The organism is Vibrio parahaemolyticus (genome assembly GCF_900460535.1).
Classification (GTDB): domain Bacteria; phylum Pseudomonadota; class Gammaproteobacteria; order Enterobacterales; family Vibrionaceae; genus Vibrio; species Vibrio parahaemolyticus.
Genome location: NZ_UHIL01000001.1, coordinates 378,426 through 390,678, shown reverse-complemented (window position 1 = coordinate 390,678; position 12,253 = coordinate 378,426). Strand labels below are relative to the sequence as shown.

The window sequence follows — 12,253 nt, the reverse complement described above, 5'->3', positions numbered from 1 at the left end:
TATGCGGTATCTGGCCTCAATTGCACTGGCGCTCATTGTCTCCCTCGGATTGTTCTGGGGGATGGACAAGCTGGTAAACAAAGAGCGCCACGAACTAGTGTCGAATGATGATCAGCGTATGGTCGATTTCATTCGCATTAAACCGGACGAAAAAGTACAGGAGAAAAAACGCGAACTCCCGAAACCGCCACCACCTAAGCGTCCGCCGCCACCACCAGAAATGAAGGTGACGTCGACAGTAAAACCGGTGATGGACCAAGTTCCAATGGATATGCCAAAACTCGATCTACCAGTAAACGTCACTGGTGGCTCAGTGCTCGGTCATTACAGCCAAGGTGGCGGAGCGAGACTGGCAGGTAGCGGAGGTCCTGTGCCTTTAGCAACATTCCAACCTCAGATGCCTCGTAAGGCCGCCCGTTCTGGACTTGAGAAAGGTATCGTACTTGTAGAGTTTACTGTTAACGAACGTGGTAGCGTCGAGGACGTCAAAGTTTTAAAAGAGACACCACGTAAGTTGGGCTTGGGACAAGCCGCGAAGAAAACCGTATCTAAGTGGACCTTCAAACCCAAGATGGTTGATGGTAAAGCGGTTAGCTCTCGCCTTTCTCAAGAAATTGAGTTCTCTACAAACTAAGGAGTCATACGTATGAAAGCATATACCAAACTGTTGGCTTCTCTAGTGTTATTGTCAGGCGCGTATGGCGCGCCTGGTTTTGCCAACACTCCGGAGTTGTCAGACAAAACGTTTCGAACGGTAAACAAAGTTCAGGAACTCATTGCTACAGAAAAGTACGCTGATGCCCTTTCTAAATTGAACTCAGCATTAAGTAGTACAAGCAAAAAACAATATGACCGTGCAGTCTTACTGCAACAGATGGGCTTTTTGTACTCTCTGCAAGATGACTACCCGAAAGCAGCAAAGTATTTTGCTGATGCGTTAAGTTTAAACGCACTTCCAGTGCCTGTAGCCCAGCAAGTTCGTTATAGCTTGGCGCAGCTTTACTTAGCCGAAGGGCAATTTAAAAAGTCAGTAGCAACCATGAATGAGTGGTTCAAAATTGCAGAAACCACCGAAGAAAAGCCACAAGCGCATGCATACATCACTCTAGCGAGTGCTTATGTTCAGCTAGAAGATTACAAAAACGCGATTCCACCAGCTAAGCAAGCAATCGCTATGAGTAAAGAACCTAGTGAATCTTGGTATCAGCTACTGATGTCTGCGCATTATGAACTTAAGCAGTTCAAGAGCGTTGCGGGTGTATTGAAAACATTAACCACTAAATATCCAAAAAATAAGCGTTACTGGACTCAATTGTCTGGTATTTACATGGAGTTAAATCAAGAGCGCAATGCCCTTTCAACACTAGAAATGGCTCATAAATTGGGTCTATTAGAAGGTGAGAAAGAATACCTGCGTTTAGTAAACTTCCAAGCTTATCAAGGGGTGCCTTTCCGCGCAGCGAAAACACTTCAAGCAGCCTTTGATAATGGTCATGTAGAACGCAACGCAAAAAATTTGGAAACACTTGGTTCGTTTTGGCAGCAAGCACAAGAACTTGAACAGGCTATCGACGTCTATCAGCAAGCTTACAATCTTGCTCCACAAGCAAAAACTCAAATAAAAATTGCTCGTCTAATGATTTTAGACAAGCAATATACGGAGGCGACGAAGTTTACGCAAAACGCCGCCCCAGATGCTAAGCACGAACAAAAAGGAGAGCTCTCTTACATTCGTGGCATGGCATATTTTGAGTTAAACCAACCGAGTAATGCTCTAAAAGCAATGAAAAGTGCGGCTCAATCTCCGGATATGAGAGCAATGGCGAGCCCTTGGATTAATTTCCTAGAGTCACAAGGGTAAGTCATGCATTTATCATGGCGCGAAAATTAAGTGTGAGTCAGTCGCACGCCTGGGGAAGTGAAAGCTTCCCCTTTTTTCGTCGTTTTTCAGTTCTCAATCCGTTGTCATTGAAGGGTATGCAAACCAAAAGATCAACTGGTAACCACATAGAGATCATGATACTCTTCGCCTCCATTTTTCTGGCGGGATTATCACCAATCACCATTTCCATAATGGCTGATTCCTTGCCGCCAGTGCTATCGTTATAAGACTGTCGAAACTTTCCTTCGGCACTCAATCAATCCAATCAAAAGTGGAACAGTACAATGGGCAAAGGTACTCTCTATATCGTATCTGCACCTAGCGGCGCAGGTAAATCTAGCTTGATCTCAGCAATGTTGGAACGTAATCCAACATACGCAATGAAAGTGTCTGTGTCTCACACTACTCGCAACATGCGTCCTGGTGAAGAAGACGGTGTCCACTACCACTTCGTCGCAAAAGAAGAGTTTGAAACTCTGATTGCTAAAGGCGACTTCCTAGAATACGCCGAAGTGTTTGGCAACTATTACGGTACGTCTCGCGTATGGATTGAAGAAACGCTAGAGAAAGGCATCGATGTATTCCTAGATATCGACTGGCAAGGTGCTCGCCAAATTCGTGAGCAAATGCCAGAAGCGAAAAGCATCTTCATTCTTCCACCTTCAAACGGTGAGCTTGAACGTCGTTTAAATACTCGTGGTCAAGACAGCGCAGAAGTCATCGCCAAGCGCATGGCTGAAGCAAAATCGGAAATCTCACATTACAGCGAATATGACTACGTCATCGTGAATGATGATTTCGACACAGCATTAATGGACTTTAAAGCTATCCTTCGTGCAGAAAGATTGAAGGAAGAAAAACAAGCTGCTAAATATAAAGGTATGCTTGACGCGTTATTAGCAGAATAGCTCTCACCAAAGAGTCAGTCTGTTTAACCAGAATTTCCGCTACTTTGTATTGTGCAAAGTAGCCATAATAAACAAGAGAGAAAGCCCACACATTGTGGCTTGTCTAATTGCTAGTAAATAAAGTAGTTAGGTTGTATACTTTCTCGTCATTCTAAAATTTAGTTAACTATTTGGAGTCCTCATGGCACGCGTAACTGTTCAAGACGCTGTTGAAAAAGTTGGCAACCGTTTCGACCTAGTACTGATTGCGGCTCGCCGCGCTCGTCAAATGCAAACTGGCGGTAAAGATGCACTAGTGCCAGAAGAGAACGATAAGCCAACGGTTATCGCTCTACGCGAAATCGAAGAAGGTTTAATTACTAAAGAAGTTCTAGACGCTCGTGAACGTCAAGAACAGCAAGAGCAAGAAGCGGCAGAGCTAGCGGCAGTAAGCAGCATCGCTCACAACCGTTAATTCTGTCTTTAGAATTCAACAACCTCCCGGGCCTATAATTTGTATCTATTCGATAGCCTCAAAGACGTTGCCCAAGAATACCTAACAGAGCCTCAAATTGAGGCTCTGCGTCAATCTTATGTGGTAGCGAGAGATGCCCATGAAGGGCAAACCCGCTCTAGCGGTGAACCATACATCATCCACCCTGTCGCTGTGGCTCGTATCTTGGCCGAAATGCGCCTCGATATTGAAACCCTCCAAGCTGCTTTGCTGCATGACGTCATTGAAGACTGTGACGTTACAAAAGAAGATCTCGAAGAGAAATTCGGCAACACCGTCGCTGAGTTGGTTGATGGTGTATCTAAACTGGACAAACTCAAATTCCGTGACAGGAAAGAGGCTCAAGCTGAGAACTTTCGCAAGATGGTTCTGGCGATGGTGCAAGATATCCGCGTTATCCTGATCAAACTGGCTGACCGTACGCACAACATGCGCACGTTAGGTGCACTTCGACCAGACAAAAAACGTCGCATCGCTCGTGAAACACTAGAAATCTATGCCCCATTAGCTCATCGTCTTGGTATTCACAATATCAAAACTGAGTTGGAAGAGCTGGGTTTCGAAGCGCTGTACCCAAACCGTTATCGCGTACTCAAAGAAGTCGTGAGAGCGGCTCGCGGTAATCGCAAAGAGATGATTCAGCGTATTCACAGTGAAATCGAAGGCCGACTGCAAGATGTTGGTTTGAATGCACGCGTCGTAGGTCGTGAAAAGAACCTGTTCTCCATCTACAACAAGATGAAAACCAAAGAACAGCGTTTTCACACCATCATGGATATCTACGCTTTCCGAGTGGTTGTTGATACTGCCGATACTTGTTATCGCGTTCTAGGCCAAGTACACAGCTTGTATAAGCCGCGCCCAGGTCGCATGAAAGACTATATCGCGGTACCAAAAGCGAACGGCTATCAATCGCTTCACACTTCCATGGTTGGCCCACACGGTGTGCCTGTTGAAGTTCAGATCCGTACTGAAGATATGGATCAAATGGCGGACAAAGGTGTCGCAGCTCACTGGTCTTATAAAGACAAGGGCGATAAGTCGGGCACGACCGCACAAGTGAAAGCACAGCGTTGGATGCAAAGCTTGCTTGAGCTACAACAAAGTGCCGGTAACTCATTCGAATTCATTGAAAACGTAAAATCGGATCTATTTCCAGATGAGATTTACGTCTTCACACCAAAAGGTCGTATTGTTGAACTGCCACTTGGCGCGACAGCCGTAGATTTTGCTTACGCGGTACATACCGATGTAGGTAATTCCTGTGTTGGTGCTCGTGTTGACCGTAACCCTTACCCACTAAGTAAGGCGCTGAAGAACGGCCAGACAGTAGAAATCATCAGTGCGCCAGGTGCGCGTCCAAATGCCGCTTGGTTGAACTATGTCGTGACTTCTCGCGCTCGCACTAAGATTCGTCAAGTACTGAAAACCATGCGCCGTGAAGAATCCATCACGCTCGGCCGCCGCCTATTGAATCACGCTTTGGGTCGTCACTCGATTGACTCCATCTACCCAGAGAACATTCAAGAAGTACTGACCGATCTGCGCTTAGAAAGCACAGACGATTTACTCGCAGCAATTGGCTTAGGCGAACTCATGAGTATTGTGATTGCTCGTCGTTTGCTGGGCGATACTGAAGAACTAACGACAACCAGTTCCATTCCAACCGACTCGAAGAAGAAACTTCCAATTCGCGGCGCGGAAGGTTTGCTGCTGACGTTTGCTAACTGCTGTCACCCAATTCCAGATGACCACATCATTGCGCATGTGTCTCCTGGCCGTGGCTTGGTTGTTCACCGTGAAACGTGTCCAAATGTGCGCGGTTACCAAAAAGAGCCGGACAAATACATGGCCGTTGCGTGGTCTGACGATTACGACAAAGAGTTTATCGCAGAACTGAAAGTCGACATGCTCAACCACCAAGGTGCTCTGGCAGAATTGACCAACGTGATTTCGAAAACAGGCTCCAATATCCATGGCCTGTCGACCGAAGAACGTGATGGCCGACTGTATACTGTCACCGTTCTGCTGACGACTAAAGATCGTGTCCACCTTGCAGGTATCATGCGAAAAATCAAAGCGATGCCGCAGGCGACCCGAGTCAGACGAAGAAAGAACTAAACTCATCGCCACCCACTCACACTGGGTGGCGATTTTTTTATACCCTATTTATTTACTATGAATTTAGAACGTTACCACCGTATCCATCAGGTGCTGAAAGCACGCCAAACCGACCTTACTTTGTGCCTAGAAGAGGTTCACAAACCTAACAACGTCTCTGCCGTTATTCGTACGGCTGACGCCACGGGCTTACACAAAGTTCATGCTATCTGGCCTGATAAAATGCGCACTTTAACCCACACTTCTGCTGGTGCTCGTAACTGGGTTGAAGTAGAAACTCACAACTCGATTGAAACCGCCATTACCGAGCTCAAAGCCCAAGGCATGCAAGTATTGGTGACCAACTTATCGGACACCGCGGTCGATTTTCGTGAAATCGACTACACCAAACCGACTGCAATCATCCTGGGGAGTGAAAAAATTGGCGCGTCTGAACAAGCGAAAAAACTCGCAGATCAAGACATCATTATTCCGATGATTGGAATGGTGCAATCTTTGAATGTCTCAGTCGCCAGCGCAGTTATTCTGTATGAAGCGCAACGCCAACGTGAAGCGGCAGGCATGTATGATCGAGAAGAAAGCGCACTACCAAAAGAAACCATTCATCGCATCTTATTTGAACGTGGTCACCCAGTGCTTGCCAAAGTAGCGAAACGCAAGAAACTGGAATACCCGCCACTCGACGATGAAGGTCAAATCATCGCAGATGAGGCGTGGTGGCAAGAGATGCAAAAAGCTTAAGCTGAAGCTTTCTACGCCACTTCTTATAGTTTTTCCTGTACAAAAACACAGCTCAATGGTTAACATACTGCTATGTTAACCATTTTCTTGAGCTTTCTATGTCTGCCCAAATGCTATCTGCTGTTCCTTTAACTTCTCTATCAGGAGTTGGCGCCAAAGTCGCAGAAAAACTCGCTAAAGTCGGCTTGCATAGCGTTCAAGATTTGTTGTTCCACCTGCCCCTACGCTACGAAGATCGCACCCGCATTTATCCTATTGCCAAACTGCACGCAGGCCTTTGGGCTGCGGTACAAGGCAAAGTCATGACCGTCGATACCATTTTTGGTAAACGCAAAATGCTGACAGTCAAAATCAGTGACGGCAATGGCACCATCACGCTGCGTTTTTTCAACTTTACTGCAGCGATGAAGAACAATTTTTCACAGGGTAAGTTAGTACACGCTTACGGAGAAATTAAGCGTGGTGGTATGGGGCTGGAAATTGTGCACCCTGACTACAAATTTTACGCCAGTGAACAAAAGCCAGATGTGGAACAAAGCTTAACCCCGGTTTATCCAACCACAGATGGCCTGCGTCAAATCACTTTACGTAACCTTACTGAACAAGCATTGGCGCTACTCGATAAAGCGGCAGTGCAAGAATTGCTACCTTCTGGCTTGTATAACCATCAGATTACTATGTCGCAGGCGTTGCACACCATTCATCGCCCGCCGCCAACCATTAATTTAGATGAATTTGATGAAGGTAAGCACCCCGCTCAAATCCGTTTGATCATGGAAGAATTGCTCGCCCAAAACTTGTCGATGTTGGCGGTTCGCAGCAAAGGCCAGCAAGATATCGCCTTACCGCTCGCACCATGTGACAAACTGAAAAAGCAGCTGTTGGCGCAACTGCCGTTTTCTCCGACCAATGCTCAAGCACGCGTGGTGAAAGAGATTGAATCCGACCTCGAAAAGCCGCACCCAATGATGCGTCTTGTCCAAGGTGACGTAGGCTCAGGAAAAACATTGGTTGCCGCGCTAGCCGCAGTCAGAGCCATTGAGCACGGTTACCAAGTGGCTTTAATGGCACCAACTGAGCTGCTCGCCGAACAACACGCCATCAATTTCGCCAACTGGTTTGAAGCCATGGGCATTCAAGTTGGCTGGCTTGCTGGTAAGCTCAAGGGCAAAGCCAAAGAGACGGAACTGGCTCGCATTGCCAGCGGTGAAGCACAAATGATAGTGGGCACTCACGCCCTCTTCCAAGAACATGTGGAATTTCATCACCTAGCTTTAGTCATCATTGATGAGCAGCACCGCTTTGGCGTCCATCAGCGATTAGAGTTACGTGAGAAAGGGGCAAAACAAGGCGCGTATCCGCATCAGCTCATCATGACGGCAACTCCGATTCCTCGCACACTAGCAATGACAGCGTATGCTGATTTGGAAACGTCGGTGATAGACGAATTACCACCAGGCCGAACGCCGATTCAAACCGTCGCCATTCCAGATACCAAACGTGACGACATTGTCGAGCGGGTACGAAACGCTTGTCTTAACGAAGGCAAGCAAGCGTATTGGGTGTGTACGCTGATCGATGAATCAGAAGTGTTAGAAGCGCAAGCCGCAGCAGACACCGCCGAAGAGTTACAGCGCAAACTGCCAGATGTAAAAATTGGCCTAGTTCATGGCCGTATGAAACCCGCCGAAAAACAAGCTGTCATGCAAGAGTTTAAAGACAACAAGCTCCACCTGCTCGTAGCCACGACGGTGATAGAAGTTGGCGTAGACGTGCCAAACTCTAGCTTGATGATCATCGAAAACCCTGAACGCCTTGGTTTGGCTCAATTACACCAGTTAAGAGGCCGCGTCGGTCGAGGCTCGGTTGCCAGTCACTGTGTCCTGCTGTACCACTCCCCCCTGTCGAAAACCGCGCAAAAACGCCTCGGTGTGCTGCGTGAAAGTAACGATGGCTTTGTTATTGCGCAGAAAGACCTAGAGATCCGCGGGCCCGGTGAATTGTTGGGCACCAAACAAACAGGCTTGGCTGATTTCAAAATTGCCGATTTAGTTCGAGATCAACGCTTAATCCCAGAAGTTCAGCGTATTGCACGTCATATTCACGACAATTACCCAACCAATGCAGCCGCTATTATCGATCGCTGGCTAGGCGAGCGTGATATCTACTCCAAAGCGTAAATCTTAAAGCGAGCCAAATGGCTCGTTTTTTAGTGCCGCCACAAATAGCAAACGATTGCTTTTTGGATAAATCTCTCTATAATCGCGCTCAAAATTTCTAGAGTGTGCCTCATCACACTTCACCAACCTGAGTTGACACTGATTAACAGCAATCACAGGTAACGACGTCAACTCCACCCAGCCCTCCCATTCAGCGAGATCTGGGAACACATTGCGACTAGCGAGACAAATCATGACAACTTCAAACCGATCTTCGGAACTGGTCTATCAATTAAATGATCGTCCACCACTGCCACAAACGATTTTTGCTGCACTTCAGCATTTATTGGCGATGTTCGTTGCGGTGATTACACCTTCCTTAATCATTTGCCAATCTTTGGGCGTTCCGGCCGATCAAACCAACACCATTATCAGCATGTCGCTGTTTGCATCTGGTGTTTCTTCCTTTATCCAAATCCGTACCTTTGGCCCTGTCGGCTCCGGCTTGCTATCGGTGCAAGGCACCAGCTTTAACTTTTTGGGTCCAATCATCGGTGCGGGTTTATCACTCAAAGCAGGTGGCGCGGACATCAGCACCATGATGGCGGCGATTTTCGGGACGATTTTAGTCGCCTCTTTTGCCGAGATTTTACTGTCTCGTGTGCTTGAGCATGCACGTCGCATCATCACACCTCTCGTCTCTGGCATTGTCGTAACTCTGATTGGCCTGACGCTGATCCAAGTCGGCTTGGTTTCTATGGGTGGAGGCTATGCTGCAATGGGCGACGGTACTTTTGGTAGCTTAGACAAACTGGCGCTCGCTGGTACCGTACTTGGGCTAATTGTGATTTTGAATCGTTCTAAAAACCCTTACATTCGCGTGGCTTCGATCGTGATTGCCATGCTAGTTGGCTATGTAATGGCATACTTCATGGGTATGGTCGACACCTCAAAATTGGGGGAAACCAACCTCGTTGCGCTACCGATTCCGATGCAGTACGGCTTGTCATTTGACTGGTCACTATTTATCCCTCTCGTGCTGATTTTCTTTATCACGGCGTTGGAAGCGATCGGCGACATTACCGCAACGTCTGAAGTATCTGGCGAGCCAGTTAAAGGCCCTATTTACATGAAGCGTATCAAAGGTGGGGTATTAGCGGACGGCCTGAACTCGACTATCGCTGCGGTATTCAACAGCTTTCCAAACTCTACCTTCAGTCAAAACAACGGCATTATCATGCTAACGGGCGTCGCAAGCCGTTACGTGGGTTACTTTATCTCGGGCATGTTAGTGATTCTTGGTCTATTCCCGGGCGTGGCCAGTTTTGTTCAGCTGATCCCAGAACCTGTACTTGGTGGTGCAACCATCGTGATGTTCGGTACCATTGCCGCTGCAGGCGTGCGCATTATCTCGCGTGTTGACCTCGACCGCCGCGCGATTCTGATTATGGCGTTGTCATTCTCGATGGGGTTAGGTATCGCTCAGAAACCTGAGATTCTGCAGTTTATGCCTGAGTTTATTAAAAGCATCTTCTCAACCGGTGTGGCTGCTGGCGGTATCACCGCGATACTGCTGAACTTGCTGCTTCCAGAAAAACTGACAGAAGAAGATGAACTTGTCGCTCAAGAAGTGAAAGAGTCTTAATACTTGTACTTAGAAACTAAAAAGCCCAACCACATTTTTGGTTGGGCTTTTTGGTTTTAGAGGGTTATTTGGTCGGGAAACTGATTTGGGCGATCAAGCCGCCTTCACTGCGATTACGCATCACCACCGAACCTGAATGTTGGATAACAATACGTTTTACAATCGCTAAACCCAGACCAGTACCTTCGCTGCCACGCGCCGTATCACCACGGGTAAACGGTTCGAACAACTTCGCGATTTGCGACTGCTCAATCCCCGGACCGTTATCTTCTACGCATATCCAAACCAACTGTTTGTCTGCCGTCACGCCTGTGCTGATTTTCACCCAACCGTTGCCGTAACGCAGTGCGTTGACAACTAAGTTACTCACCGCTCGCTTAATAGCAATCGGGCTGCCTTTCGCAGGAGGAAGGTGCATGTTCAAGTCCGTTTCAATCTCGACTTCATATCCCCCTTCAGAGCTCGCCACGTCACTAGCGATGGTACTGACATCAACCGACTCAAACGATTCTTTGTTTACAGGCTTTAGATAATCCATAAATTGACTGATGATCTCATTGCACTCTTCAGTGTCACTGATGATCCCTTCCGCCAAATAGCTGTCTTCTGGCGACATCATTTCAGTAGCGAGACGAATTCGCGTCAGCGGCGTACGTAAATCATGACTGATGCCTGCCATTAACAGAGCGCGGTCTTCTTCGAGCTCTTGAATCCCTTTCGACATCTGGTTAAACGCACGAGTTACCGAACGAATTTCCGATGCGCCTTTTTCTGGTAGCGGTGGGGGAATTTCCCCTCTCCCAACGCCTTCTGCCGCTCGTTGCAACGCCAATAACGGCCGGTTTTGCAAGCGAATAAACAACCAACCACCTGCGATAATTAATAGCGCCATGATCAGGCTGTTGCGAAATAGCGGCGCAAAGTCCTCTTCTTGCAGCTCAGACAGCGGGATGCGAATAATGGAATTGGGCAGCTTCTCGATGTGCATCCACAAAATGTAGCTTTCACTACCTAGCAGCAGGCGTACTTCGGTTGGTGAGCCTAGCTCTTGAGTCATTTCCTCCGACATCAAATCAATCGACATCGCATGGTTAAACTCAACTGCCTTCTCGCTGTTGATGCTGTGAACTGTCACGCCCAACCTTTCTAATAACTGGCGACGCAATGGTGCATCCGATTTGAGCGGGCCATCTTCATCGAGAACCAGATTCAGTTCGTGAGCGAGAATTTTGTTGAACTGTTGCAGGCTTGGCATCAACGCGTAGTTAAAAACGGCGTAATAAGAAAAGACTTGGCTAGCGAGAAGCAAGGAGATGAACAGTAGAATAGATTGTGTCAGTGAACTTCGGATTCGCATGGAAATTTCCTGATGATCCTAATTGCGAAAACCTCGGCCACCAAATAAGAAGGAAATTTGATGGCCGAAGTTTTAAAAACCGATTGCCGGTTAAGCGAGTAAGAGTTACGACTCTTTACCGTCTGGGACAAATACGTAACCTAAACCCCATACGGTCTGGATGTAGCGAGGTTTACTCGGATCGTCTTCCAACATGCGGCGTAGACGAGAAATTTGTACGTCGATAGAACGCTCCATCGCCGAGTATTCACGACCACGCGCCATATTCATCAGCTTATCACGCGACATTGGCTCACGCGCGTTGGTTACCAGTGATTTCAACACCGCAAATTCACCCGATGTTAATGGCATCGCCTCATCACCACGGAACATTTCACGCGTGCCGAGATTTAAACGAAACTCGCCAAACTCGACCACTTTTTCTTCCGTACTTGGCGCGCCCGGTAGCTCAACCGTTTGGCGACGTAAAACCGCTTTAATACGAGCGAGTAGTTCACGCGGGTTGAACGGTTTAGGTAGGTAATCGTCCGCACCAACTTCCAAACCAACAATACGGTCAACCTCGTCACCTTTTGCTGTCAGCATCAGAATTGGCAACATGTTATTGGCATGGCGTAAACGGCGACAAATCGACAAGCCATCTTCGCCTGGTAACATCAAATCCAATACCATTAGGTGAAAGTTTTCGCGTGTTAGTAGGCGATCCATTTGTTCGCCGTTTGCTACACTACGGACTTGAAAACCTTGCTCAGAAAGGTAACGCTCCAACAGAGCACGCAAACGAGCATCGTCATCAACCACTAAAATTTTATGATTTTCCTGCATTGAAACATCCTTTCAGAAGCATCTGTTGACGAAAATGTATCACTGTTTTTTCAAACGTGCTTGTGCAAATTGTTACTCTTTTTATCTTAGACGCGGTTTTGGGAAATTATTTGCGCGCCGCC

General features: G+C 47.4%; 10 protein-coding genes. 8 read left to right on the top strand and 2 right to left on the bottom strand.

The features are described from left to right. Position 1 precedes the first annotated feature (1 nt). The 8 genes from DYB02_RS02040 to DYB02_RS02000 all read left to right on the top strand — a co-directional run bounded on the left by DYB02_RS02040 (position 2) and on the right by DYB02_RS02000 (position 9,949). Positions 2–634 carry an energy transducer TonB gene (locus tag DYB02_RS02040; protein ID WP_005458947.1) on the top strand — a complete coding sequence of 211 codons (633 nt, stop codon included), beginning with the start codon at positions 2–4 and terminating at the stop codon, positions 632–634. Positions 635–646: 12 nt separating this feature from the next. Further along, the gene (locus DYB02_RS02035) at positions 647–1,861 is read left to right on the top strand and encodes a tetratricopeptide repeat protein (RefSeq protein WP_021822536.1); all 1,215 of its coding nucleotides are present in this window, start codon (positions 647–649) and stop codon (positions 1,859–1,861) included. Positions 1,862–2,166: 305 nt separating this feature from the next. Continuing rightward, a complete protein-coding gene (gene gmk, locus DYB02_RS02030) occupies positions 2,167–2,790 on the top strand; it encodes a guanylate kinase (RefSeq protein WP_005496750.1) in 624 nt (207 codons plus the stop codon). A gap of 181 nt (positions 2,791–2,971) precedes the next feature. Then, on the top strand, positions 2,972–3,244 hold the full coding sequence (rpoZ, locus tag DYB02_RS02025) for a DNA-directed RNA polymerase subunit omega (protein WP_005379346.1): 273 nt from the start codon (positions 2,972–2,974) through the stop codon (positions 3,242–3,244). A gap of 39 nt (positions 3,245–3,283) precedes the next feature. Next, a complete protein-coding gene (spoT, locus tag DYB02_RS02020; RefSeq protein ID WP_005459012.1) occupies positions 3,284–5,404 on the top strand; it encodes a bifunctional GTP diphosphokinase/guanosine-3',5'-bis pyrophosphate 3'-pyrophosphohydrolase in 2,121 nt (706 codons plus the stop codon). Positions 5,405–5,461: 57 nt separating this feature from the next. Next, positions 5,462–6,145, top strand: coding sequence for a tRNA (guanosine(18)-2'-O)-methyltransferase TrmH (trmH, locus tag DYB02_RS02015; protein WP_005478720.1), 684 nt, complete (start codon positions 5,462–5,464; stop codon positions 6,143–6,145). Positions 6,146–6,243: 98 nt separating this feature from the next. Continuing rightward, positions 6,244–8,325, top strand: coding sequence for an ATP-dependent DNA helicase RecG (recG, locus tag DYB02_RS02010; RefSeq protein ID WP_005459023.1), 2,082 nt, complete (start codon positions 6,244–6,246; stop codon positions 8,323–8,325). A gap of 232 nt (positions 8,326–8,557) precedes the next feature. Beyond that, positions 8,558–9,949, top strand: a complete 1,392-nt coding sequence (locus DYB02_RS02000) for a uracil-xanthine permease family protein (protein ID WP_025506826.1) — start codon at positions 8,558–8,560, stop codon at positions 9,947–9,949. 64 nt (positions 9,950–10,013) lie between these two features. On the opposite strand, the gene envZ is transcribed toward DYB02_RS02000, so the two are convergent. Together envZ and ompR are read right to left on the bottom strand one after the other, a co-directional pair. Continuing rightward, on the bottom strand, positions 10,014–11,306 hold the full coding sequence (gene envZ / locus DYB02_RS01995; RefSeq protein ID WP_005459014.1) for a two-component system sensor histidine kinase EnvZ: 1,293 nt from the start codon (positions 11,304–11,306) through the stop codon (positions 10,014–10,016). Positions 11,307–11,411: 105 nt separating this feature from the next. Further along, complete coding sequence (gene ompR, locus DYB02_RS01990; protein WP_005459027.1) at positions 11,412–12,131, bottom strand: osmolarity response regulator transcription factor OmpR; 720 nt, start codon at positions 12,129–12,131, stop codon at positions 11,412–11,414. Between the last annotated feature and the right edge of the window lie 122 nt (positions 12,132–12,253).

Excerpts from the sequence above, each read along its gene's own strand:
- DYB02_RS02040 (WP_005458947.1), top strand. The coding sequence starts at position 2 with ATGCGGTATCTGGCCTCAATTGCACTGGCGCTCATTGTCTCCCTCGGA.
- DYB02_RS02035 (WP_021822536.1), top strand. The coding sequence starts at position 647 with ATGAAAGCATATACCAAACTGTTGGCTTCTCTAGTGTTATTGTCAGGC.
- gmk (WP_005496750.1), top strand. The coding sequence starts at position 2,167 with ATGGGCAAAGGTACTCTCTATATCGTATCTGCACCTAGCGGCGCAGGT.
- rpoZ (WP_005379346.1), top strand. The coding sequence starts at position 2,972 with ATGGCACGCGTAACTGTTCAAGACGCTGTTGAAAAAGTTGGCAACCGT.
- trmH (WP_005478720.1), top strand. The coding sequence starts at position 5,462 with ATGAATTTAGAACGTTACCACCGTATCCATCAGGTGCTGAAAGCACGC.
- recG (WP_005459023.1), top strand. The coding sequence starts at position 6,244 with ATGTCTGCCCAAATGCTATCTGCTGTTCCTTTAACTTCTCTATCAGGA.
- DYB02_RS02000 (WP_025506826.1), top strand. The coding sequence starts at position 8,558 with ATGACAACTTCAAACCGATCTTCGGAACTGGTCTATCAATTAAATGAT.
- envZ (WP_005459014.1), bottom strand. The coding sequence starts at position 11,306 with ATGCGAATCCGAAGTTCACTGACACAATCTATTCTACTGTTCATCTCC.
- ompR (WP_005459027.1), bottom strand. The coding sequence starts at position 12,131 with ATGCAGGAAAATCATAAAATTTTAGTGGTTGATGACGATGCTCGTTTG.